Annotated in this window: 17 protein-coding genes; 13 read left to right on the forward strand and 4 right to left on the reverse strand. The window is 71.1% G+C overall.

Features of this window, described 5'->3' with window-relative positions; genetic code table 11:
- Positions 1-12: 12 nt before the first annotated feature.
- The 5 genes from atpA to HT134_RS15435 all read left to right on the forward strand — a co-directional run bounded on the left by atpA (position 13) and on the right by HT134_RS15435 (position 4,918).
- Positions 13-1,662: a F0F1 ATP synthase subunit alpha gene (atpA, locus tag HT134_RS15415; protein WP_175601006.1), complete on the forward strand. Its 1,650-nt coding sequence runs from the start codon at positions 13-15 to the stop codon at positions 1,660-1,662.
- Positions 1,663-1,665: 3 nt separating this feature from the next.
- The gene (locus HT134_RS15420) at positions 1,666-2,568 is read left to right on the forward strand and encodes a F0F1 ATP synthase subunit gamma (protein WP_175601007.1); all 903 of its coding nucleotides are present in this window, start codon (positions 1,666-1,668) and stop codon (positions 2,566-2,568) included.
- Position 2,569: 1 nt separating this feature from the next.
- Positions 2,570-4,015 carry a F0F1 ATP synthase subunit beta gene (gene atpD / locus HT134_RS15425; RefSeq protein WP_175601008.1) on the forward strand — a complete coding sequence of 482 codons (1,446 nt, stop codon included), beginning with the start codon at positions 2,570-2,572 and terminating at the stop codon, positions 4,013-4,015.
- A 96-nt stretch (positions 4,016-4,111) separates the two neighbouring features.
- On the forward strand, positions 4,112-4,513 hold the full coding sequence (locus HT134_RS15430) for a F0F1 ATP synthase subunit epsilon (protein WP_175601009.1): 402 nt from the start codon (positions 4,112-4,114) through the stop codon (positions 4,511-4,513).
- 27 nt (positions 4,514-4,540) lie between these two features.
- Positions 4,541-4,918 carry a DUF2550 domain-containing protein gene (locus HT134_RS15435; RefSeq protein ID WP_312888135.1) on the forward strand — a complete coding sequence of 126 codons (378 nt, stop codon included), beginning with the start codon at positions 4,541-4,543 and terminating at the stop codon, positions 4,916-4,918.
- A gap of 16 nt (positions 4,919-4,934) precedes the next feature.
- On the opposite strand, the gene HT134_RS15440 is transcribed toward HT134_RS15435, so the two are convergent.
- Positions 4,935-5,525 carry a cob(I)yrinic acid a,c-diamide adenosyltransferase gene (locus HT134_RS15440; RefSeq protein ID WP_175601011.1) on the reverse strand — a complete coding sequence of 197 codons (591 nt, stop codon included), beginning with the start codon at positions 5,523-5,525 and terminating at the stop codon, positions 4,935-4,937.
- A 127-nt stretch (positions 5,526-5,652) separates the two neighbouring features.
- Here HT134_RS15440 and HT134_RS15445 point away from each other — a divergent pair, with 127 nt between their 5' ends.
- The 4 genes from HT134_RS15445 (at position 5,653) to HT134_RS15460 (ending at position 9,284) form a co-directional block, all read left to right on the forward strand.
- Positions 5,653-6,552, forward strand: coding sequence for an ABC transporter ATP-binding protein (locus HT134_RS15445; RefSeq protein WP_175601012.1), 900 nt, complete (start codon positions 5,653-5,655; stop codon positions 6,550-6,552).
- Positions 6,549-7,658, forward strand: a complete 1,110-nt coding sequence (locus tag HT134_RS15450; RefSeq protein ID WP_175601013.1) for an ABC transporter permease — start codon at positions 6,549-6,551, stop codon at positions 7,656-7,658. The genes HT134_RS15445 and HT134_RS15450 overlap by 4 nt, the downstream gene beginning before the upstream one ends.
- 10 nt (positions 7,659-7,668) lie before the next feature.
- Positions 7,669-8,868, forward strand: coding sequence for a sensor histidine kinase (locus tag HT134_RS47640; RefSeq protein ID WP_175601014.1), 1,200 nt, complete (start codon positions 7,669-7,671; stop codon positions 8,866-8,868).
- A 98-nt stretch (positions 8,869-8,966) separates the two neighbouring features.
- Positions 8,967-9,284, forward strand: coding sequence for an STAS domain-containing protein (locus HT134_RS15460; RefSeq protein ID WP_175601015.1), 318 nt, complete (start codon positions 8,967-8,969; stop codon positions 9,282-9,284).
- 195 nt (positions 9,285-9,479) lie between these two features.
- On the opposite strand, the gene HT134_RS15465 is transcribed toward HT134_RS15460, so the two are convergent.
- From HT134_RS15465 to nucS, 3 genes are all read right to left on the reverse strand, one after another.
- Complete coding sequence (locus tag HT134_RS15465; RefSeq protein WP_246364395.1) at positions 9,480-10,022, reverse strand: TetR/AcrR family transcriptional regulator; 543 nt, start codon at positions 10,020-10,022, stop codon at positions 9,480-9,482.
- A gap of 144 nt (positions 10,023-10,166) precedes the next feature.
- A complete protein-coding gene (locus HT134_RS15470; protein ID WP_175601017.1) occupies positions 10,167-11,639 on the reverse strand; it encodes an aldehyde dehydrogenase family protein in 1,473 nt (490 codons plus the stop codon).
- Between the two features lie 49 nt (positions 11,640-11,688).
- On the reverse strand, positions 11,689-12,351 hold the full coding sequence (gene nucS / locus HT134_RS15475; protein WP_175601018.1) for an endonuclease NucS: 663 nt from the start codon (positions 12,349-12,351) through the stop codon (positions 11,689-11,691).
- A 155-nt stretch (positions 12,352-12,506) separates the two neighbouring features.
- On the opposite strand from nucS, the gene HT134_RS15480 reads away from it, so the two are divergent.
- The 4 genes from HT134_RS15480 (at position 12,507) to HT134_RS15495 (ending at position 23,356) form a co-directional block, all read left to right on the forward strand.
- Positions 12,507-12,737, forward strand: coding sequence for an Rv1322 family protein (locus tag HT134_RS15480; RefSeq protein ID WP_312888136.1), 231 nt, complete (start codon positions 12,507-12,509; stop codon positions 12,735-12,737).
- Positions 12,738-12,789: 52 nt separating this feature from the next.
- Positions 12,790-13,494, forward strand: coding sequence for an alpha/beta hydrolase (locus HT134_RS15485; protein ID WP_175601020.1), 705 nt, complete (start codon positions 12,790-12,792; stop codon positions 13,492-13,494).
- Between the two features lie 187 nt (positions 13,495-13,681).
- Entirely contained in the window at positions 13,682-17,026 is a 3,345-nt protein-coding gene (locus HT134_RS46970) for a LamG-like jellyroll fold domain-containing protein (protein WP_281387488.1), read from the forward strand.
- Between the two features lie 99 nt (positions 17,027-17,125).
- On the forward strand, positions 17,126-23,356 hold the full coding sequence (locus HT134_RS15495) for an RHS repeat domain-containing protein (protein ID WP_175601021.1): 6,231 nt from the start codon (positions 17,126-17,128) through the stop codon (positions 23,354-23,356).
- Positions 23,357-23,375: the final 19 nt, after the last annotated feature.

A 23,375-nucleotide genomic window follows, 5' to 3' on the forward strand; every position in this document is an offset into this window, starting at 1 on the left:
GACAGAGTAGAGATGGCGGAGCTTACGATCCGGCCGGACGAGATCCGGGACGCGCTTGAGCGCTTCGTCCAGGCGTACGAACCGGAAGGCGCCGCGCGCGAGGAGATCGGGACCGTCGTCGACTGTGGCGACGGCATCGCCCATGTCTCCGGCCTTCCCTCGGCGATGGCGAACGAGCTGCTGGAGTTCGAGGACGGCACGCGCGGTCTGGCCCTCAACCTCGACACCCGTGAGATCGGTGTCGTCATCCTGGGCGACTTCAGCAGGATCGAGGAGGGCCAGACGGTCCGCCGGACGGGCGAGGTCCTGTCCGTGCCGGTCGGCGACGGCTTCCTCGGCCGCGTGGTCGACCCCCTGGGCAACCCGCTCGACGGCAAGGGCGCCATCGAGAGCGAGAGCGTGCGCGCCCTCGAGCTCCAGGCCCCGTCCGTCGTCCAGCGGCAGCCGGTCAAGCAGCCGCTGCAGACCGGCATCAAGGCGATCGACTCCATGACGCCGATCGGCCGCGGTCAGCGTCAGCTGATCATCGGCGACCGCGGCACCGGCAAGACCGCCGTGGCCGTGGACACCATCCTCAACCAGCGCGAGAACTGGGCGACCGGCGACCCGGAGAAGCAGGTCCGCTGCGTCTACGTCGCCGTCGGCCAGAAGGGCTCGACGATCGCGCAGGTCAAGGCCCGCCTGGAGGAGGCGGGCGCGATGGAGTACACCACCATCGTCGCCTCCCCGGCCTCCGACCCGGCCGGCTTCAAGTACTTGGCCCCCTACACCGGCTCGGCCATCGGCCAGCACTGGATGTACCAGGGCAAGCACGTCCTGATCGTCTTCGACGACCTGACCAAGCAGGCCGACGCCTACCGCGCCGTCTCCCTGCTGCTGCGCCGCCCGCCGGGCCGCGAGGCCTTCCCGGGCGACGTGTTCTACCTCCACTCCCGTCTGCTGGAGCGCTGCGCCAAGCTCTCCGCCGACATGGGCGGCGGCTCGATGACCGGTCTGCCGATCATCGAGACGAAGGGCAACGACGTCTCGGCGTTCATCCCGACCAACGTCATCTCCATCACCGACGGCCAGTGCTTCCTGGAGACCGACCTGTTCAACGCCGGCGTCCGCCCGGCGATCAACGTCGGTATCTCGGTCTCCCGAGTCGGTGGCTCGGCGCAGATCAAGGCGATGCGCAAGGTCGCGGGCACGCTGAAGCTGTCGCTGTCGCAGTTCCGCGACCTGGAGGCGTTCGCCGCGTTCGCCTCCGACCTCGACGCCGCCTCCCGCGCCCAGCTGGAGCGTGGTCAGCGGCTCGTCGAGCTGCTCAAGCAGCCGCAGTACTCGCCGTTCCCCGTCGAGAAGCAGGTCGTGTCCGTGTGGTGCGGCACCACCGGTGAGCTGGACGACGTCCCGGTCGAGGACATCCGCCGCTTCGAGGGCGAGTTCCTCGACTACCTCCAGAGCGGGAACAAGGGCATCCTCGACGCCATCCGCGAGACCAAGGAGCTGTCGGACGACACGGTGACCGCCCTCAAGGACGCCATCACGGAGTTCAAGAAGGGCTTCACCACCTCCTCCGGCGAGCTGCTGGTCAAGGACGAGCCGGTGGCGCCGCTCGGCGCCGACGAGGTCGGCCAGGAGAAGATCCAGAAGGTCGTCCGCCCGGCGGAGAAGAAGTAGGACATGGGTGCCCAGCTAAGGCTGCTGCGGCGGCGGATCAACTCGGTCAGGTCGACCGCGAAGATCACGCGCGCCCAGGAGCTCATCGCCTCTTCACGGATCGTGAGGGCGCAGCAGCGGATGCAGGCGGCGCTGCCGTACGAGCGCGAGATCACGCGCGCCGTCACGGGCGTCGTCAGCAACGCCGCGAGCGTCGACCATCCGCTGACCGTGGCGAAGGACAACCCCGCCAGGGCGGGCGTCCTCATCGTCACCAGCGACAGTGGGTTCTGCGGCGGCTTCAACGCCAACGTGCTGCGCGAGGCCGAGGCCCTGCGCGGCCTGCTGGAGGGCCGCGGCCTGGCCGTGACGCCGTTCGTCACCGGGCGCAAGGGTGTCACCTGGCACAGCTTCCGCAACCGCGACATGGGCGGCAGCTGGGTCGGCTTCTCCCGTAAGCCGTCCTACGCCGACGCAAAGGAGATCGCCGCGATGCTGATCGAGTCCTTCAAGGACGAGAACGGCATCGACGAGATCCACATCGTCTCGACCGAGTTCGTCTCGATGCTGTCGCAGAACGTGGTGGTCAAGCGGATCCTGCCGCTGGAGGTCGAGGAGACCGAGGCGACCGAGTCCACCACGATCCCGCCGTACTTCGAGTTCGAGCCGACCGCGGGCGACGTGCTGGAGTCGCTGCTGCCGCGCTACGTGGAGTCCCGTATCTTCACGGCGCTGCTGCAGTCCGCGGCCTCGGAGGAGGCCGCGCGGCGGCGCGCCATGAAGTCGGCGACCGACAACGCCAACGAGCTGATGCGGGTGCTGACCCAGCAGATGAACCAGGCTCGCCAGGCCGAGATCACCCAGGAAATCAGCGAGATCGTCGGTGGCGCCAACGCGCTGGCTGACGCCGCAGCCGGGAAAGAGTGAAATGACTGCAGAGGCTGTTGAGACTGTAGAGAGCGCCGCGGGTGGCACCGGCCGAGTGGCCCGCGTCACCGGCGCCGTGGTCGACGTGGAGTTCCCCGTCGACGCGATGCCCGACATCTATAACGCGCTCAACGTCGAGGTGACCCTCGGCGGTGAGACCAAGACCCTGACCCTCGAGGTGGCCCAGCACCTGGGCGACAACCTCGTCCGGGCCATCTCCATGCAGCCCACCGACGGCCTGGTCCGCGGCCAGGCGGTCACCGACTCGGGCGCGCCGATCTCGGTGCCGGTCGGCGACGTCGTCAAGGGCCACGTGTGGAACGCGCTGGGCGAGACGCTCGACGTGCCCACCTCCTCGCTCAAGATCACCGAGCGCTGGGGCATCCACCGTCCGTCGCCGGCCTTCGACCAGCTCGAGTCCCGCACCGAGCTGCTCGTCACCGGCATCAAGGTCATCGACCTGCTCACCCCGTACGTGCAGGGTGGGAAGATCGGTCTGTTCGGCGGCGCCGGCGTCGGCAAGACCGTTCTGATCCAGGAGATGATCCGCCGCGTCGCCCGCAACTTCGGTGGCACCTCGTGCTTCGCCGGCGTGGGTGAGCGCACCCGTGAGGGCAACGACCTCTGGCTGGAGATGGAGGAGGCCGACGTCCTCAAGGACACCGCGCTGGTGTTCGGTCAGATGGACGAGCCGCCGGGCACCCGTCTGCGGGTCGCCCTGTCGGCCCTGACGATGGCCGAGTACTTCCGCGACGTCCAGAAGCAGGACGTGCTGCTCTTCATCGACAACATCTTCCGCTTCACGCAGGCCGGTTCCGAGGTCTCCACGCTGCTCGGCCGTATGCCGTCCGCCGTGGGTTACCAGCCGACGCTGGCCGACGAGATGGGTGTCCTCCAGGAGCGCATCACCTCGACGCGCGGTCACTCGATCACCTCCATGCAGGCGATCTACGTGCCCGCCGACGACATCACCGACCCGGCCCCGCACAACGCGTTCGCGCACCTCGACGCGCAGACCGTGCTGTCCCGGCCGATCTCGGAGAAGGGCATCTACCCGGCGGTGGACCCGCTCGACTCCACCTCCCGGATCCTCGACCCGCAGATCGTGGGCGAGGAGCACTACCGGGTGGCCCAGGAGACCAAGCGGATCCTGCAGAAGTTCCGCGAGCTGCAGGACATTATCGCCATCCTCGGCATCGACGAGCTCTCCGAGGAGGACAAGGTCACCGTCCAGCGGGCGCGGCGCATCGAGCGCTTCCTGTCGCACCCGATGTACGCGGCCGAGGCCTTCACCGGCCAGCCGGGCGAGACCGTTCCGCTGGACGAGACCATCGCCTCGTTCAAGGGTCTGTGCGCGGGTGAGTACGACCACCTGCCCGAGCAGGCGTTCTACATGGTCGGCGGCATCGACCAGGCCATCGCCAAGGCGAAGGAACTCGAGCGCTAGTCGCCCCGGCCATGGGGCGGGCCCAGCCCGCCCGGAGATACGGTGGTGGTGCGGCCGAGGCCGTGCCACCACCTGATCGGAAAGGAACCTGCACAAGTGGCCAAGCTACGCGTAGGGGTTGTCTCACCCGAGCGTGAGATCTGGTCGGGCGAGGCCGACATGGTGATTGCCAAGACCGTGGACGGCGAGATCGGTATTATGCCGCAACACGCACCCGTGCTCGGCGTCCTCGTCGAGGGCGGCGTGCTGCGCGTCAAGCGGGAGGGCGAGGGCGAACTCGTCGCGGCCGTCCACGGCGGGTTCATCTCCGTGGCCGACGACGAGGTGTCCGTGCTCGCCGAGGTGGCCGAGCTCGGTTCCGAGGTCGACATCGCGGCCGCCCGGGACGCGCTGGATCGGGCGCAGGCCTCGATCGAGGCCAACCAGGAGGACGCCGACGCGGCGGTCGAGGCCCAGCGTGCCCGGGCCCGGCTGCGCGCCGCGGGCGAAGAGGTCTGAACAACCAAGGCTTAGGGGGCGGCAGTGGTGGCGACGGTATTCATCTGCGTGCTGCTGCTCGCCGCCCTGGTGGCCCTGCGGGGCTTCATGCTGGCCCGCTCGCGGGGCAGCGTCCCCTGTCGGATCCGGGTGGCCGACCACGGCTGGCGCAGCGGTGTAGCCCGCTACGCCGACGGGGAGCTCCACTGGATCCCGCTCATAGGTCTGCGACTGAGGCCGCGCCACGCGATCGCGAGGCGCGGCCTCGTCGTTTCCTCCCGTCGCGAGCTGGACAACGGCCTGTACGCGATCGACTGCGGCGGCTCGGCGGGGGACATCTCGCTGGCGATGAGCGCCGACGCCCTGACCGGGTTCCTCGCGTGGCTGGAGTCCGCTCCGCCGAGCGCGTATCTCGACGTGGCGTGAGCCGCCTCCACGGCGCCTAGCGAGTCGCGCCGGGCTTCCAGAGGATCTCCTCGCCCGCGTGCGCGACCCGGCACAGGATGAACAGCAGGTCCGACAGGCGGTTCAGGTAGGCGGCCGTCAGCGGGTTCATGTCGTCGTGGGCCTCCAGCGCCGCCCACGTGGTGCGCTCGGCGCGGCGCACCGTGACCCGGGCCACGTGCAGCGCCGCCGTCGCCGGGTCGCCGCCGGGCAGGATGAAGCTGCGCAGCGGCTTGAGGTCGGCGTTGAAGCGGTCGCAGAGCGCCTCCAGCCGGTCGACGTACGCCTGCTCGACCCGCAGCGGCGGGAACGCGGGCTCGGCCACGACCGGCGTCGCCAGGTCGGCCCCCACGTCGAACAGCTCGTTCTGCACCCGCGCCAGGACCTCCGCCAGCTCGGCGGGGAGCGTGCCGTGCGAGAGCGCCACCCCGAGATGGGCGTTGGCCTCCTCGACGTCGGCGTAGGCGGCCAGCCGCGCGTCGGTCTTGGGTACGCGGCTCATGTCGTTGAGCGCCGTGGTGCCGTCGTCGCCGGTGCGGGTGTAGATGCGGGAGAGGACGACCGGCTTGTCCTTGTCCGAGCGCGTCATGGGCTCAGCGTAATGACAAATGTCATCGGGAAGGGACGCGGGGCGCATACCGGAGCCATGATTTCTCCGACTACCAGGGCGAATGCCGCAGAGGCCACCATTGCCTCATGACGAAGGAGAGGACCTGATGCTCGAGATCAGCGAGCTGCGCAAGCGCTTCGCGGGCGGCCCCGGCGCGCCGGAGGGCAAGCTCGCCCTGGATGGGATCGGCTTCGCCGTGCGGCCGGGCGAGATGTTCGGGTTCGTCGGCGCGAACGGCGCCGGCAAGACGACGACGATGCGGATCGTCATGGGCGTGCTCCAGGCCGACTCCGGCTCGGTGAGCTGGCAGGGCCGGCCGCTGACGTACGAGGGGCGGCGCCGGTTCGGCTACATGCCGGAGGAGCGCGGCCTGTACCAGAAGATGCGCGTGGCCGAGCAGATCGAGTACTTCGGCCGCCTGCACGGCCTGAGCGGGGCGCGGGCCGCGCAGGCCACCTCGGAGCTGATCGAGCGGCTGGGCCTGGGCGAGCGGCGCGGTGACGCCGTGGAGGGCCTGTCGCTGGGCAACCAGCAGCGCGTGCAGCTCGCGGTGGCGCTCGTGCACGATCCCGAGGTGCTCATCCTGGACGAGCCGTTCTCCGGGCTCGACCCGCTGGCCGTGGACACGCTGGCCACGGCGCTGCAGGAGCGCTGCCGGGGCGGCGTCCCGGTGATCTTCTCCAGCCACCAGCTCGACCTCGTCGAGCGGCTGTGCGACTCGGTCGGCATCGTCTCCTCCGGGCGGATGGTGGCCAGCGGCACGGTGGCCGGCCTGCGGGCCGCGGAGGGCGGCACGCTGCGCGTCGTGGTGCGGGACCCGTCTCCCGGCTGGGCGGACGGCCTGCCCGGCGAGCTGACCGCCGAGGACGGCCGGCAGGTCCTGCTCGTGGACGCGGCCGGCGACGACCAGGAGATCCTGCGCCGGGCCATGAAGGCCGGGCACGTCGAGCACTTCGGGGTCGAGCAGCCGACCCTCACCGAGATCTTCAAGGAGGCCGTGGCATGAACGCGCTGGCACTGGTGGCCCGCCGGGAGATCAGCACCCGGATCAGGACCAAGGCGTTCATCGTCAGCCTGCTGGTGACTGCCCTGCTGGTGGGCGCCGCGGCGTTCGCGCCGAAACTGATGGGCGGCCCCGACTCGTACACGCTGGGCACCGTGAACTCCCAGCGGCTGCCGCTGGAGGCGGCGGCGCCCGAGACGGAGTTCACCTGGAAGGCGTTCCCGGACGAGGGGACGGCCAGGAAGGCGCTGCTGGACGGCGACGTGGACGCGGTGCTCGTCGGCGGCGCCAAGGTGCTCACCGACGGCGAGATCGACCAGGAGCTCGGCGTGCTCCTGCAGAGCACGAACCGTGAGATCAAGCTGGGCGCCTCCGGCGTGCGGATCGAGCCGCTGCGCGTGGAGTCGGTCGGCGCCGACACCCGCTACCAGGCGGCCCGCACGGGCATCGCCGTGGTGCTGGTGCTCGTGCTGTTCATGCTGCTCATCAGCCAGGCGACGATGGTCGGGATGGGCGTGGTGGAGGAGAAGGGGAGCCGGATCGTGGAGATCCTGCTCACCTCGATCCGCCCCTGGCAGCTCCTCGGCGGCAAGATCCTCGGCCTGGGCGCGCTCGGGCTGGTCAACCTGGTGGCGATCCTGGCGGTGGGCGTCGCGGCGTCCGCCGGTTCGGGGGTGGCGACCGACTTCCCGCCGGGGATGCCGGGCATCGTGGCCGGGGTGGTCGTCTGGTTCGTCCTCGGCTACGCGTTCTTCGCGACGCTCGCGGCGGCGCTCGCCTCGCTGGTCTCCCGCCAGGAGGAGGTCGGCAACGTGATGTCGCCGCTGACCATGCTCATCATGATCACCTATTTCGTCGCCTTCTACGCGACCTCCGAGCCGACCGGCACGCTGGCCACCGTGATGTCGATGATCCCGCCGTTCTCCTCGATGGTCATGCCGGTGCGCATGGCCGCCGCGGAGGTGCCGCTGTGGCAGGTCGGGCTGGCGTTCGCGCTCATGGCGGCGGCCGTGGTGGCCGTGCTCTCGCTCGGGGCGAAGGTCTACGAGCGGGCCGTCCTGCGCACCGGGGCGCGGGTGCGGCTCGGTGACGTGCTGCGCGCGAAGTAGCGGGACGCGGGTGGGGGAGATCGCGCGGGCGCGCCGCCTGTGCTGGTGGATGCTGACCTCGTTCCTCGGGTTGCTGTGGGGCGGGATGGCGCTGAGCGCCCTGGCCGAGGCCGGCCGGGGCGCTCTGCCGTGGCAGCTGCAGGCCGTGCCCGTGGCCGCCGCCGCCGGGTTCACGGCGCTCTACCCGCGCCTGGTGAACGCGGTGATCGAGTCGAGGTACCCCGTGCGGCAGTTCGTGACGACCGGGGTCCTGGCCGTGGTGGTGGCGGCGACGGGCGGGGCGCAGCCGTTCGGGGCGGGGCTCGCGCTGGTGGTCTGGCTGGCCGTCGCCGCCGTCGGCGTCCCGCGCCGGCGGGCGTTCGCGCTGGGGGCGGGCACGACGCTGCTGGGCGTCGCGTTGAGCGTCGCCGCCGCGATGAGCGGGTGGTGGCACCTGATGGACGTGCCGGACGCTCGGGGGCCCGTGTGGCTGGCCGCGGTGACCGCCGGGAACGCCATCATGTACGTGCTGATGTGCCTGGCCACGGTCGTGTCGAACCGGCTCTGGATGTGGATCTACCGGCTGGCCGTGCGCGCCCACGAGGGCAGGGAGGCGCACGCCCGGCTGGCCGTCGCGGAGGAGCGGCTGCGCTTCGCCCGCGACCTGCACGACCTCGTGGGGCACCGGCTGTCGGCCATCGCCGTGAAGACCGCGCTGGCCGTGCGGTTGTCGGAGGGCGACCCGCGGGCCGCCCGGGACGAGATGACCTCGGTGAACGGGCTGACCCGGACGGCCCTGCGCGAGCTGCGGGAGGCCGTGCGCGGCTACCGGCGGCTCGACCTCGGGGCCGAGCTGGCCAGCGTGCGCGGCGTGCTGGAGGCGGCCGGCGTCCGGTGCGAGCTGCGCCTGCCGTACCGGGAGATGCCGGAGGAGGTGGCGCCGGTGTTCGCCTACGCCGTGCGCGAGGCCGTCACGAACGTGCTCAAGCACAGCGCGGCCACGTTCTGCGCGATCACCCTGAGCTTCACCGCCGAGCGGGCCGAGCTGGAGGTGCGCAACGACGGCGCGCCGGCCCGCGACCCGGCCGGTGAGCGGGGCGGCGACACGGGCAACGGCCTGGACGGGATGCGGGAGCGGATGGCCGCCGTCGGGGGCGACGTCACCGTCCGTCATGGGACAGACGGGCAGTTCCTCGTCAAAGCGGTCGTGTCACTGCCGATTCCTGGGTAGGGGGAAGAGATCGGAGGGAGTTTTCGGCCCTCCCGTACGCCCTGCCACAGGGTACGAAGGCACCGCGTGCGGTCGCGTGGTGTGAATGAGGAGGTGGCATGCGAGTCCGGGGCAATCCGAAAGCCCAGGTGGTGCAGATCGGCGCCCGGCTCGACGCCGGAACGTCGGCCGGGATCCGCTCCCGGCTGCACGACGCGGTGGACTCCGGCGAAGGGGATCTGATCCTCGACCTGTCCGAGCTGGAGATGATCGACGCCACCGGTCTGGGCGTTCTCGTGGGCACGCATCGGCGCGCGTCCGCTGGGCAGCGCCGCCTCGTCCTCCGGGGGGTGCCGCCGCGGATCATGCGCATTCTCGCGGTGACCCGGCTGAATCGGGTCCTGCGTGTCGAGGCGCAGGAGGCCGCGGTGGCCTGACGGGGCAGCGGCGGGTGGGGGACCCGCCGCGTGCCGCGACATATCGGAGCGGGCGACGATCAGCCGTCGCCCGCTCTCTTCATGTCCGGAATCCGTGTGCGCTTCCGCCGAAAAAGAACAACCAAAAAGGCGATTAGTGGGGGTTTTTATCCCGGTGTCGCATCGCCGGGTAAGCACGATCCGTGATCGGCGTGCTTACCAGCCGGTGAGGGCCCGGCGGAAGATGTGCGCGGCCACATCGACGAGTTCGTCGACGTCCGGCGACGGACTGCCGAGGATCCATTCGATGAGCAACTCTTGTAGCGCTCCAATTGCGCCGAGCGCCACGAGCCGCCGATTCACCGGTCCGGCCACCGGGAAATCGGCCGCCGCCTCCTCGATCAGCCGGGCGAACGCGTCCACCGCGCGCTGCCGGGAGGCCGTCAGCACATCCCCCGACCTGCGCACTTCGAGATGCATGATGCGGGCCCGCCGCCAGTCGGCCGTGGCGAATTCGATATACGCGCGGATCCCCGCCTCGACCTTGCCCTCCAGGCTGTGCGGGGCCTCCTGCAGGGCCTTGGCGACGTGCGCGAGGCTTTCCTCGACGCACCTCTCGTGCAGGGCCTGAAGCAGCTCCTCGCGTCCTCCGAAACATTCGTAGAACGCGCGGTTGGAGATCCGTGCCTCCGAGCACAGCCTTTCGATGGTCGTCGCCGCGAAACCCGGCTTCGCGTATAGCGTGTAGGCGGCCGTCATCAGCCGCTCGCGTCTGTCCGCCAGCCTTTGCTCGGCTGACATTCCCCGGTAAGACCGGTTCACATTCCACCCGTCCAACATGATCGTGGCCCCCAGAGCACACAATTATGGACGGATGATCCGCTTTGGGAAAGGGCGCGAAGATTACCTCTTACGTCGGCCGTGCAAGAACGTGACAATCCTGATCAGCCGCTCAAGCTCGTCCGGCCTGCGCGTGAACGAGGTGAGGTTCATGCCGGGCAGCGGGAATCGCTGCCGCGCGACGGCCTTCGGCCGGGCGAACTCCCGCAGCCCGTCAGCGCCGTGGATGCGGCCGAAGCCGGAGTCGCCGACCCCGCCGAACGGCAGCGCGGGCACCCCGGCGAACGAGATCACCGAGTTGATCGCGGTCATGCCGCTGCGCATGAGCCGGGCCAGCTCCCTGGCCCGGCGCGTGTTGCGCGAGAACACCGTGCCGGCCAGGCCGTAGGCGGAGGCGTTGGCCAGTTCCAGCGCCTCCCGGGCGTCGCGGGTGCGCCGTACGGTGATGGTCGGCCCGAACGTCTCCTCGCGCACCGCGGGGGAGTCCTCGGGCACGTCCTCGACGATCACCGGGTCCACGTACGGCGCCCGGACCGACGAGGGGCCGCCGGTGACGGCGCGACCCGACTTGACGGCGTCGTCGATGTGCCGCCTGATGATGTCGAGCTGCCCCGGCATGGTGATCGGCCCGTAGTCCCGCCCGGCCTTGACCGAGGCCACCCGCTCGGACAGCTCCCGCATGAACGGTTCGTAGACCGCGTCGACCACGTACACCCGCTCCACGCCCACGCAGGTCTGCCCGGCGTTGGACAGCGCGCCCCACAGGCAGGCGTCGGCGGCGGCCCGCACGTCCGCGTCGGCGTCCACGATGAAGGCGTCCTTGCCGCCGCACTCGGCCACGATCGGCGTGAGGTTCTCCGCGCAGGCCGCCATCACCCGCTTGGCCGTGGCCGTCGAGCCGGTGAAGGCGATCTTCTTGATCCGCGGGTCGGCGGCGAGGGCCGCGCCCGTCTCGCCCAGCCCGGTCACGGCCTGGAGCACCGGCCGCTCGGGCACCGACTCCGCGAACAGCTCGGCCAGCCGCACGCCGACGCCGGGGGTCAGCTCGGACGGCTTGAAGACGACGGCGTTGCCCGCGGCCAGCGCGTACGCGATCGAGCCCATCGGCGTGAACACCGGGTAGTTCCACGGGCCGATCACGCCGACGACGCCGAGCGGCAGGTATTCGAGGGTGGCCTCCAGGTTGACGCCGATCATGCCGGTGCGGACCCGGCGGCGGCGCAGCACCTTGTCGGCGTTGCGCGCGGCCCAGTCGAGATGCGTGATCGTCAGCACCAGCTCCAGGGCGGCGTCGCCGACCGGCTTGCCCGTCTCCTCGTGGACGAGCTCGGCCAGCTCGCGCAGCCGCCCGGCCAGCACGGCCTTGTAGTCGAGCAGCCGCCGCCGGCGCCCGGCCGGGCCGAGCGCGGCCCACCACGCGGCCGCCTCCTCCGCCCGGCCCACCGCCTCGCGGACCGCCGTGGCGTCCTGCTTCGGATGGGTGCCGACGACCGCGCCGGTGGCCGGGTTCAGGGAGTCGAACGTCAGCGTCGCCATGGCGTCACGATAGACCGGTAAGCCGCCGCTTACCACGACGGGCGGGCCCTCAGAAGAGGGTGGGGTTCTCCGGCTCGATGCCGCGCAGCGCGTCGTAGTCGAGGGTGACGCAGTCGATGCCCCGGTCGGCGGCCAGCACTCGGGCCTGCGGCTTGATCTCCTGGGCGGCGAACACGCCGCGCACCGGGGCCAGCAGCGGGTCACGGTTGAGCAGCTCCAGGTAGCGGGTGAGCTGCTCGACGCCGTCGATCTCGCCGCGCCGCTTGATCTCGACCGCGACGGTCGCGCCGCCCGCGTCGCGGCACAGGATGTCGACCGGGCCGATCGCCGTCATGTACTCGCGGCGGATGAGGGAGTAGCCGTCGCCCAGCGTCGTGATGTGCTCGGCCAGCAGTTCCTGCAGGTGCGCCTCGACGCCGTCCTTGATCAGGCCCGGGTCGACGCCCAGCTCGTGGCTGGAGTCGTGGAGGATCTCCTCCATGGTCAGGACCAGCTTCTCGCCGGTCTTGCCGTGGGTGACGGTCCAGGTGCCGCCGTCCTCCTTGAGCTTGCACGGCGGGTTCATCCAGTTGAGGGGCTTGAAGGCGCGGTCGTCGGCATGGATGGAGACGCTCCCGTCCGCCTTGATGAGGACGAGCCTGGGGGCCATCGGCAGGTGCGCCGTGAGCCGTCCGATGTAATCCACGCTGCATCGCGCGATGACCAACCGCATGACGGTCCACCTTATCGGCTCTGGAAAACTGGACGCATGGCGTTCGACAGTGTGGGAGCCGAGGTCCTCCCCGGAGCGGCGGCCGGGACGAGATGAGCCCGCGCCGCGCCCGCCGCAGGGAGCCCCCGCCCCGCCCTGCCGGCTTCCCCCGGGGCATGGACCGTGTCGAGGAGTGGCCCGACGGCGAGTGGAAGGTGCGCGCCCTCACGGGCTCCTCCTCCGCCAAGAGCTACCGCTGCCCGGGCTGCGACCAGGAGATCTCCGGCGGCAAGCCGCACGTGGTGACCTGGCCGAACTGGCCCGGCGGCGACGAGGAGCGGCGCCACTGGCACACGGCGTGCTGGCGCAAGCGGCTCGATCGCGGTCCGGGCCGCAGCCGTTACTGAATGCCCCCGACCCCCTCAACCTCCGTACTCACGAACACTCGAAGGGACCAAGGTGGAGATTCGCGCGGGCACCGAGCTGCCGGCCCGGCGGGAGCCGATCGAGCTGCACACCGGCGACGGCCTGACCCTGGTGGGGGAGCTGGCCCAGCCCCTCGACCGCCCTCCGGTGGCCACGCTGGTCACGCTGCACCCGCTGCCCACCCACGGCGGCTTCATGGACAGCCATGTCTACAAGAAGGCCGCCAACCGGCTGCCGGCGCTGGCGAGCCTGGCGGTGCTGCGGTTCAACACGCGCGGCACGTCGTCGGAGCGCGGCACGTCGCAGGGGGCCTTCGACGGCGGGGAGGGCGAGCGCTTCGACGTGGCCGCCGCCCTGGAGTACGCCGAGTACCACGACCTGCCCCGGGTGTGGGTGATCGGCTGGTCGTTCGGCACGGAGCTGGCGCTGAAGTGGGCGCACGACCCGCTCGTGGAGGGCGCGATCCTGCTGTCGCCGCCGCTGCACCGGGCCACGGACGACGACCTCGACGCGTGGGCGCGCTTCGGCCGGCCGCTGACCGTGCTGGTGCCGGAGTTCGACGACTACCTGCGGCCGGAGGAGGCGCGGGAGCGGTTCGCGCGGGTGCCGCAGGCCGAGGTCATCGGCGTGGAGGGGGCCAAGCACCTGTGGGTGGGCGAGCCGTACGTCCGCATCGTGCTGGACGAGATCGTCAAGCGGGTCAACCCGGCCGCGTACCCGCTGCCGACCCATCTCTGATCGCACCCCCGCGCCGAGGCTCTGGCAATTTTCTTCACTTCGAACTTCGTTCTGATGAAATCTGTCAGGAGATCTAGACGGGACGCCCGTCCTGAATGAGAATCCGATCGGCAACTGAAGATCGTGGAGGCGTCGCGCGGGCCTGACCCGCGAGGCGTCCCGCCTCGGCACGCACTTGCGAGGGCGGATGCGCGTTGGTCGTGGGCTGGTCGTGGTCATGGTGGCAGGGGCGGTCGCGGCGGCGCCTCTGGACGAACCCGCCGCGGCGGCCGGCGTCCGACAACAACCGGCCCGCGCCGCCGACGACGCCCTCCGCGAACCGTCCCGCGGCGCCGCCTCGCGCGAATCGGGCGGACCCGGCGCCGACCGGGCCGGGAACGCCGCTCCCGCCGAGAACGCCGCTCTGGCGCTCGCCCGCCGCGACGGCAGGCAGGTCGAGGTCGAGGCGCTGCGCACCGAGACCCGCCAGGTCTGGGCCAGGCCCGACGGCACGCTGACCCTGGAGCAGTACGCCCGGCCGGTGCGCGTGCGCAAGGCCGGAGCCTGGGTCCCCGTGGACACCACGCTGCGCCTGCGCCCCGACGGCCAGGTCGAGCCGGTCGCCACGGCGGCCGGGCTCACGTTCTCCGGCGGCGGCGCCGGCCCGCTGGCCCGCCTGTCGCGCGGCGCCAAGTCCCTGGAGCTCGGCTGGACGGGCCCGCTGCCCAAGCCGTCCCTGAACGGCGACACCGCCACCTACGCCGAGGTCATGCCGGGCGTGGACCTCCAGGTCACCGCCGACGTGGACGGCTTCTCGCACGTCCTCGTGGTCAAGTCGCGCCAGGCGGCGGCGGGCCTGACCGAGCTGACGTACCCGCTCGCCGCCGAAGGTCTGTCGGTCAAGGCCGACAAGGCGGGCAACCTGGAGGCCCGCGACAGCGCCGGCGGCACGCTGTTCATCGCGCCCACGCCGACGATGTGGGACTCCGAGGGCATCACCAGCCCGCAGGCGCTCAAGGAAGGCCGCTCGCCGGAGGCCAGGCAGGCCACGATGGGCGTGGAGCTGGCGGGCCGGCAGCTCCGGCTGAAGCCGGACAGGAAGATGCTGGCCGACCCGAAGACCCGCTTCCCCGTCTACCTGGACCCGTACTTCTCGGCCGCGCGCGGCGCGTGGACGGCGGTCTGGAGCAACTGGCCCAACTCCAACTACCTCAACTCCAGCGACGTCGCCCGGGTGGGCCACGTCGAGTCGCAGAAGAACCGCTCGTTCTTCCAGATGAACACCGGCTCGACCATCCACGGCAAGCAGATCATCAAGGCGACGCTGCGCACGTACGAGACGTGGTCGTACTCGTGCAGCGCGCGCAAGGTGGAGGCCTGGGGGACGGGCGCGATCAGCAAGAGCACCACCTGGAACAACCAGCCGTCGTGGACCCGGCTGCTGGCCACGGTGAACGTGGCCAAGGGCTGGGGCGCGTCCTGCCTGCCCGGCGGCGTGGAGTTCGACGTCACGTCCTGGGCCGCCGACGCCGCCGCCAAGAAGTGGAGCACCATGACCGTCGGGCTCCGGGCGACCAGCGAGACCGACGTGTACGCGTGGAAGAAGTTCAAGAACAACCCCGTCGCCGTCATCGAGTACAACTCGATCCCGTCCGACCCCGTGGCCGCCGACGTGTGGTCCGACCCGGGAGGCGCCTGCGTCTCCGGTGAGGGGCGGCCGATCATCAGCACCGCCACGCCGAAGCTGTGGGCCAAGCTGAAGGACGCCGACAACTCGGTCAAGGGCCGCTTCGAGTGGTACAACGCCGCCGGGACGAAGACCGGCGAGTACGTCACCGCCACCGGCTCGTCCGGCAGCGCCTACTACGCGACGATCCCGGCGGCCCTGTACGCCGACGGCGCGCTCATCCGCTGGCGCGTCCGCGCGGAGGACGGCAAGGCGAACAGCGCCTGGAGCCCCTGGTGCGAGGCCACCGTGGACGCCACCGCCCCCGGCAGGGAGCCGGTCGTGACCTCGCCCCAGTACGCCGAGAACGGCTGGAGCGACGGGCTCGGCCTGGCGGGCACGTTCACCTTCGACCCCAACGGCGTCACCGATGTCGCCGCCTACGTCTACGGGCTCGACACCACGCCCAAGACGGAGGTCGCCCCCGGCGCGGACGGCAGGGCCACGATCGCGCTCACTCCGCGCCACGACGGCCCCAACGTCCTGGCGGTACGCAGCAAGGACCGCGCCGGCCAGCTCGGCCCGATCCGCACGTACGTCTTCAACGTCAACGCGGGCAAGGCTCCGAGCGGCCACTGGACGCTGGACGAGGGCCAGGGCACCGTGGCCGCCGACGCCGCGAACGCCCACCCCGCGACGCTGAACGGCGCCACGTGGACCAGCGGCAAGACCGGCAGCGGACTGCGCCTGGCCAACGCGTACGCGCAGACCTCCGGCCCCGTCGCCGACACGAGCCGCAACTTCACCGTCACCGCCTGGGCCCGGCTGACGGGCAACGCCGCCACCGCCACCCTCCTCACCCAGGAGGGCGCGCGGACCGGCGGCTTCGCGCTCCAGTACGCGAAGTCCGAGGACCGCTGGGCGCTGGCCCGCGCGGACGCGGACGCCGACGGCGCCCCGGTGGTCCGCGCGCTGTCCGCCGCGGCTCCGAGGCTGAACGAGTGGACCCACCTGGCCGGCGTCTACGACTCCGCGGCGGGTCAGCTCTCGCTCTACGTCAACGGCAGGCTGGAGTCCACCGTCGCCTTCACCCAGCCGTGGAACGCCACGGGGCCGTTCACCGTCGGCCGCGGCAAGGTCAACGGCGCCGCCGCCGAGTTCTGGCCGGGCGACGTGGACGACGTCCGCGTCTACGAGCGCGCCATGTTCGGCGAGGAGGTGGCCGACCTGGTCAACAGCGCGGCCACGCTGGTGGGCCACTGGAAGCTGGACGAGGACGCGGGCACCACCGCCGCCGACTCCTCCGGCCGGGGCGCGACGGCGACGCTCGGTGGCGGCGCCACCTGGACCGCGGGCTGGCTGGACGGCGCGCTGGCGCTCGACGGCGTGGGCGGGTACGCCCAGACCGCCGGGCCCGTGGTCAACACCAAGGCCGGGTTCACGGTCGCCGCCTGGACCCAGCTCGACTACCTGCCCACCCGCGACGCCACCACCGTCTCCCAGCCGGGCACCCGGGCCGCCGGGTTCCAGCTCGGCTTCGACAAGGAGCAGGGGCGGTGGGTCATGGGCATGGCGGCCGCCGACACCGACACCGCCGCCCTGGTGCGCACCCGTTCCGACGCGATCGCCGTGCCGCTGGAGTGGACGCACGTGGCCGGCGTCTACGACGCCGCGCGCGGTGAGCTGAGCGTCTACGTCAACGGCCGGCTCGTCGAGAGCACGGTCACCAGCCACGTCAGCGCGTGGAACGCCGTGGGCGCGCTCCAGCTGGGCCGGACCAAGGCCGCCGGCGCCTACACCGGTCACTGGCCCGGGGCCGTGGACGACGTCCGCGTCTACGACGGCCCCCTGAGCGCCGAGCAGATCGCCCAGCTCGCCGCGCAGTGAACCCTCCCGGGGGCCTCGGCCCGGGGCCCCCGGGACCTTCCACGACCACCCAGATCTCACCACAAGCCGCCCAATACCCCCCTACAGATTGGGTGTTTCATGGACACATCGTCCGAGTTAGATCTGTCAGAGTCCTACTGGAATCGTTTTCAGGGCGCGATCCGCGAGTCGGCGTGGCCGCGCCGGCTGGGCGCCGTCCTGGCCGTCGTCGTCCTCGCCCCGCTGGCGCCCGCCCCGCCCGCGAGCGCCGCGCCCCGCTCGGCCCCGTCCGTGCAGAAGGAGACCCCGGTCAAGGGCGGGAAGGTCGCGGTCCTGCCCCCGCTGGCCGACCCCGCCGGGAAACAGGCGTGGAAGGCGCCGCCGGGCGTGACCTGGCCCAAGCCGCAGAAGGCGGAGCTGGGCGGGACCGCCACCCTGGCGGCGGGCTTCCCGGTGAAGCTGGCCCCGCAGAAGGGCGTCAAGGCCGCCGCGGCCGACCCGGTGAGCGTCGAACTGCTGGACAGCAAGCTGCTGGGGCTGGCGATGCGGGTCTCGCCGGGTCAGGGCGTCACCACCCTGTCGGGGAAGAAGACCCGGCTGCAGATCGACTACTCCGGCTTCCGTTACGCCTTCGGCGGCGACTACGGCGCCCGGCTGCGGGTGGTCAAGCTGGAGGAGTGCGCCCTGACCGGTGCGGACGGCTGCGCCGCGCCGCAGCCGGTCAAGAGCGCGAACGACCCGAAGGCGGGCACGGTCACCGCCGAAGTGGAGTCCGCCGGCCTGTACGCGGTCACGGCGGCCGCCTCCGGCCAGTCGGGCGACCACTCCGCCACCTCGCTGGCTCCCTCGGCGGACTGGAGCGTCGGCACCCAGACCGGCGACTTCACCTGGAGCTACGACATGCGCACCCCGCCCGCGCTGGGCGGCGAGGAGCCGGAGATCTCGCTGGGCTACTCCTCGCAGAGCGTGGACGGCCGCACCGCCTCCACCAACAACCAGGCGTCATGGGCGGGTGAGGGCTTCGACCTCAACCCCGGCGGCTACGTCGAGCGCCGCTACAAGTCCTGCATGATCGACGGCAAGAAGACCGGCGACCTGTGCTGGGACCAGGACAACGCCGTCATGTCGCTCGGCAGCTCGTCCGTGGAGCTGGTCAAGGACGCCACGACCAAGCAGTGGCGGCCCAAGCGCGACGACGGCACCCGCATCGAATACCTCACCGGCGCCACCAACGGCGACAACAACGGCGAGTACTGGCGGGTCACCACGCCCGACGGCTCCCAGTACACCTTCGGCCTGAACCGGCTGCCCGGCTGGGTGAGCGGCAAGGCGGAGACGAAGTCGGTGCAGACGGTGCCGGTGTTCGGCAACAACAGCGGCGAGCCCTGCTACAGCAGCACGCCGGCCAACGCCTGGTGCCAGCAGGCCTACCGCTGGAACCTCGACTACGCCGTGGACACGCACGGGAACGCGACCACGTACTGGTACGCGCAGGAGAAGAACTACTACGGCCGCAACGGCAAGCCCGAGCTGGGGACCGTGTACGACCGTGGCGCCTACCTCACCCGCATCGACTACGGCTACCTGCAGAGCGAGCTGTTCACCAAGGCCCCGGCGGCCCGCGTGGTGTTCGAGGTGGCCGAGCGCTGCCTGCCCAGCGGCACGGTCACCTGCGCCCCCGACCAGCTCAAGAAGGAGACCGCCGCTTCCTGGCCGGACGTGCCGTTCGACCAGATCTGCGACGCGGGAGTGAAGTGCGTCGACCGCCTGTCCCCGACGTTCTTCACCCGCAAGCGGCTGACCAAGGTCACCACCCAGGTCCTCAACACCGACACCGCCAAGTGCTCCGGCGCCCAGTACTGCCCGGTCGACTCCTGGGCGCTGACGCACCAGTTCCCCGCCACGGGTGACGGCCTCAGCCCGTCGCTGTGGCTGGCCTCGGTCCAGCAGACCGGCCACGTGGGGGGCACGATCACGGCACCCAGGACCACGTTCGTCGGCGTCCAGCTGCCCAACCGGGTGGACGCCACCGAGGGCCGCGCCCCGCTGGTCAAGTGGCGCGTCCAGGCCGTGAACAACGGGACCGGCGGCGAGTTGCGGATCAACTACGCCCCCGCCGAATGCAAGGCCGGCGAGCTGCCGGCGGCCGACAAGAACACCAAGCTCTGCTTCCCGCAGCGCTGGGCCCCGCTGAACGAGGCCGAGGTCACCGACTGGTTCCACAAGTACGTGGTGTCCCAGATGATCGAGGTGGACCGCATCGCGGCCTCCCCGAACGTGATCACCACCTACGAGTACCTGGACGGCGCCGCCTGGCACTACGCCGACAACATCCTCGTCAAGCCCGAGCACCGCACGTGGTCGGACTTCCGCGGGTTCGGCCGGGTGCGGGTGCGCGAGGGCGACGGGCAGGACGCCAAGCGCACGCTCACCGAGTTCCGCTTCTTCCGCGGCATGCACGGTGACAAGCAGGCCGACGGCTCCAAGCGGAGCGCGCAGGTCGCGGACTCCGAGGGCGTCAAGCTGGACGACCTCGACCAGTACTCCGGCTTCGAACGCGAGGAGATCCTGTACGACGGCGACGGCGGGGCCGTCGTCAGCGCCAGCACCGAGGAGCCGTGGTCGGTGAAGACCGCGGAGTCCACGCAGGGCGGCGTCACCAAGGCCGCGCACGTCGTCGAGGCCAAGTCCATGGTCACCCGTAAGGCGATGCCCGGCGGCACCTGGCGGCGCACCGGTGAGGAGCGCACGTACGACACCAAGGGCCTGCTCACCCAGGTGGAGGAGAAGGGCGACCTGGCCACGCCCGACGACGACCAGTGCACCCGCTACACCTACGCCCGCAACGACACGAGCTGGATGCTCGACTACGCCAGCCGCATCCAGAAGGTCGCGGCGAGCTGCGGCACCGCCGTCTCCACGCTGGCCGCCGACGAGGTGATCTCGGACGAGAAGGTCCAGTACGACAACAAGGCCAACGGCCAGCCCCCGAGCAAGGGCGACGTGACCTCGGTCCAGCAGGTCGTCTCCGGTGACGGCACGACGATCACCGACCGGGCTCACACGTACGACGTCTACGGCCGCGAGACCAGCGAGACCGACCCCGTCGGCACCAAGTCCGTGACCGCCTACACCCCGGCCACCGGCGCCCTCCCGACCGAGGTCTCCGAGACCAACCAGCTCGGCTACGTCGAGCGCACCGTGCTCGAACCGGCCTGGGGCGAGCCGGTCACGCAGATCGACGCGAACAACCGGCGCATCGACATGGACTACGACGCGCTCGGCCGGCTGACCAAGGTCTGGCAGGCCGATCGCAGCAAGGCGGCGAACCAGTCGCCCAGCACCGAGTACTCCTACTCCATGCGGGACGACGGCCCGAGTTACGTCACCACGAAGACCCTGCGCGCCGACGGCGGCTACACCGTCAGCCACGACCTGTACGACGGCCTGATGCGCGAGCGCCAGACCCAGGAGCCCGCGCCGAGGGACGACCAGACGCAGGACCCCGACCTGCGTGACGGCCGCACGATCACCGACACCTTCTACAACTCCCAGGGCGAGGAGTACAAGTCGAACGCCGGCTACTTCGCCACCGGCGCCCCCTCCACCGACCTGCTCGCGGTCGCGGACACCGACGTGCCCAACCAGATCGTGTCGGTCTTCGACGGCGTGGGCGAGGTCAACGCCCAGATCCTCAAGGCGAAGGGCGTGGAGAAGTACCGGGTCACGGTCAAGGAAGAGGGCGACAGGGTCCACATGACGCCGCCGCCGGGCGGCACGGCCACCACCCGCATCGGTGACGCCGAGGACCGCCTGATCGAGCTGCGCCAGTACAAGGGCGCGACCCCGACGGGCGAGTACGAGTCCACCAAGTACACCTATGACGCCGCCGGCCGGCTGTCCACGGTGACCGACTCGGCGGGCAACGTGTGGCGCCACCACTACGACATGCGCGGCCGGGAGATCAAGACCGAGGACCCCGACAAGGGCGTCACGACGATGACGTACAACGACGCGGACGAGGTGGTCACCACCACCGACTCCCGTGGCAAGACGCTGTGGTACGGCTACGACGAGCTGGGGCGCCAGAAGGAGCTGCGTGAGGGCTCCGCGACCGGCCCGCTGCTGGCCGAGTGGAAGTACGACGCCCTGGCCAAGGGCCATCTGAACGCCAGCATCCGGTACACCGGCGGGCAGGTGTACAAGGCGGAGATCAACGCCATCGACGCCGAGTACCGTCCGCTCCGGGAGACGGTGACCGTCCCCGAGCGGGAGGGCAAGCTCGCCGGCTCGTACGTGCTCAACACCCGCTACACGGCGGACGACAAGGTCCAGTCGGTCAGCTTCCCCGGCGTCGGCGGGCTGGCCGAGGAGCAGGTCGTCTACACCTACGACGAGCTCGGCCAGACGACCAAGGTCACCGGCCTGTCGACGTACGTCGGGGCGGCCCGCTACTCCAAGCTGGGCGAGACCCTGCAGTACGAGCTGGGCGCCGCGGGCAAGAAGACCTGGCTCACCTACACCCACGACGAGGCCACCCGCAGGCTGACCAGCATGCGGCTGGACCGGGAGGGCGCGGCCAAGACCGACCTCGACATCAACTACACCTACGACGCGGTCGGCAACATCACCAAGATCGCCGACAAGGCGAGCGGCCAGGACACGCAGTGCTTCACCTACGACCATCTGCGCCGCCTGACCTCGGCCTGGACGGCCACCGACGACTGCGCCGCCGGCGGCCCGCAGTCCGACAAGATCGGCGGTGTGGCCCCGTACGCGGTCAGCTACGCCTACGACTCCACCGGCAACCGGACCAAGGAGACGAAGCACGCCTGGGGCGGCGCCGGTGAGACCGTCCGTGACTACACCTACCCGCAGCCGGGCGGCAAGCAGCCGCACGCCCTGCAGAGCGTCGGGCCGGACCTGTTCGAGTACGACACCGCGGGCAACACCACCAGGCGCAAGGTCGGCAACTCCGACCAGAGCCTGGTCTGGGACGCCGAGGGCAACCTGGAGTCGGTGACGGAGGCCGGCAAGACCACGTCGTTCATCTACGACGCGGACGGCGAGCGGCTGATCCGCAAGACCCCGACCGACGCCACGCTCTACATCGACGACATGGAGCTGCGCTTCGACTACGCCAAGGACGTCGTCGAGCAGACCCGCTACTACACCGTCAACGACGAGCCCATCGCGGTGCGCACGCCGGACGACCAGGTCTACTTCCTGGCCGGCGACCACCAGGGCACCGCGCAGGCCGCGGTGAACGCCTCCAACGGCGAGCTGGCCGTACGGAGGACGACGCCGTTCGGCGAGGACCGGGGCTCGCCACCGCCATGGTGGCCGGGCCAGCGCGGGTTCGTCGGCGGCACGAAGGACGCGACGACCGGGCTCGTCCACCTCGGCGCCCGCGAGTACGATCCCAAGCTCGGCCGGTTCCTGTCGGTGGACCCGGTCATCGACGACGTGGATCCGCAGCAGCTCAACGCCTACGCCTACGCCAACAACAGCCCCGTCACCATGACGGACCCCGACGGGCAGTGGGTCTGGATCGTGGTCGCGGTCGGCGTCCGGTTCGGGGCCCGCTACCTCGCCAAGAAGGCCGCCATGCGCGCCGCGAGGCAGGCGGCGCTGCGTCGTGCCAGGGAGATCGCCAGGAAGAAGGCGCTGGAGGCCGCCAGGAAGAAGGCCAGGGAGGAGGCCAGGAAGCGGGCCTTGGAGGCCGCGAGGAAGCGGGCCAGGGAGGAGGCCAGGAAGCGGGCCGCGGACACGGCCAGGAAGAAGGCCGCGGCGGCGGCCAGGAAGAAGGCAGCGGAAGCCGCCAGGCGGGCCAAGGAGGCCGCGGCCAGGCGCCGGGCCGCGGTGGCGGCCCGCAGGGCGGCGCAGAAGGCGGCCCGGGAGAAGAGGGCGCAGCAGCGGAGGACGGCGGCGAGGGCCCGGTACCACCGTCGCAGCGGCTACGTGCCCAGAGGCATCCAGCACGCGCGCTCGCGCCCGGCGCACCGTCCGACCAGCCACAGGGCGACGCAGCGGCAGTCACCGCCCAAGGCGTCGCGGCAGCCGGCACAGCCACGGCCGAGCCAGGTCTACCGGAACGACGGCACCGTACAGCCGACCCAGTCCTACACGGTCTACGGCAACGGCCGGCTGTATCCGGAGGGGAGGCCGCCGTCGGGCCTCCCGCGCGGCGGCTCCGGCCAGGGTGAGAAGCAGATCTTCAAGCCGGAGAAGATCGAACTGGAGAACAGCACGCGAAGGGGGGCGAGCGTGGAGCTGGGCTTCCGTGGCGGGAAGCTCGCCGACGACTTCGCCGACTTCTTCGACGCCTGGCTTGGCGGTGGTTTCGGCTGATCCACCGCTAGCGCCTGAT

The organism is Nonomuraea rhodomycinica (assembly GCF_013363995.1).
Lineage (GTDB): Bacteria > Actinomycetota > Actinomycetes > Streptosporangiales > Streptosporangiaceae > Nonomuraea > Nonomuraea rhodomycinica.

Coding starts and splice junctions, on each gene's coding strand:
- nucS (WP_175601018.1), bottom strand. CDS start 12,351: ATGCGGTTGGTCATCGCGCGATGCAGCGTGGATTACATCGGACGGCTC.
- HT134_RS15480 (WP_312888136.1), top strand. CDS start 12,507: ATGGACCGTGTCGAGGAGTGGCCCGACGGCGAGTGGAAGGTGCGCGCC.
- HT134_RS15495 (WP_175601021.1), top strand. CDS start 17,126: ATGGACACATCGTCCGAGTTAGATCTGTCAGAGTCCTACTGGAATCGT.
- HT134_RS15460 (WP_175601015.1), top strand. CDS start 8,967: ATGCGAGTCCGGGGCAATCCGAAAGCCCAGGTGGTGCAGATCGGCGCC.
- HT134_RS15470 (WP_175601017.1), bottom strand. CDS start 11,639: ATGGCGACGCTGACGTTCGACTCCCTGAACCCGGCCACCGGCGCGGTC.
- HT134_RS15445 (WP_175601012.1), top strand. CDS start 5,653: ATGCTCGAGATCAGCGAGCTGCGCAAGCGCTTCGCGGGCGGCCCCGGC.
- atpA (WP_175601006.1), top strand. CDS start 13: ATGGCGGAGCTTACGATCCGGCCGGACGAGATCCGGGACGCGCTTGAG.
- atpD (WP_175601008.1), top strand. CDS start 2,570: ATGACTGCAGAGGCTGTTGAGACTGTAGAGAGCGCCGCGGGTGGCACC.
- HT134_RS15440 (WP_175601011.1), bottom strand. CDS start 5,525: ATGACGCGCTCGGACAAGGACAAGCCGGTCGTCCTCTCCCGCATCTAC.
- HT134_RS15420 (WP_175601007.1), top strand. CDS start 1,666: ATGGGTGCCCAGCTAAGGCTGCTGCGGCGGCGGATCAACTCGGTCAGG.
- HT134_RS46970 (WP_281387488.1), top strand. CDS start 13,682: ATGCGCGTTGGTCGTGGGCTGGTCGTGGTCATGGTGGCAGGGGCGGTC.
- HT134_RS15465 (WP_246364395.1), bottom strand. CDS start 10,022: ATGACGGCCGCCTACACGCTATACGCGAAGCCGGGTTTCGCGGCGACG.
- HT134_RS15450 (WP_175601013.1), top strand. CDS start 6,549: ATGAACGCGCTGGCACTGGTGGCCCGCCGGGAGATCAGCACCCGGATC.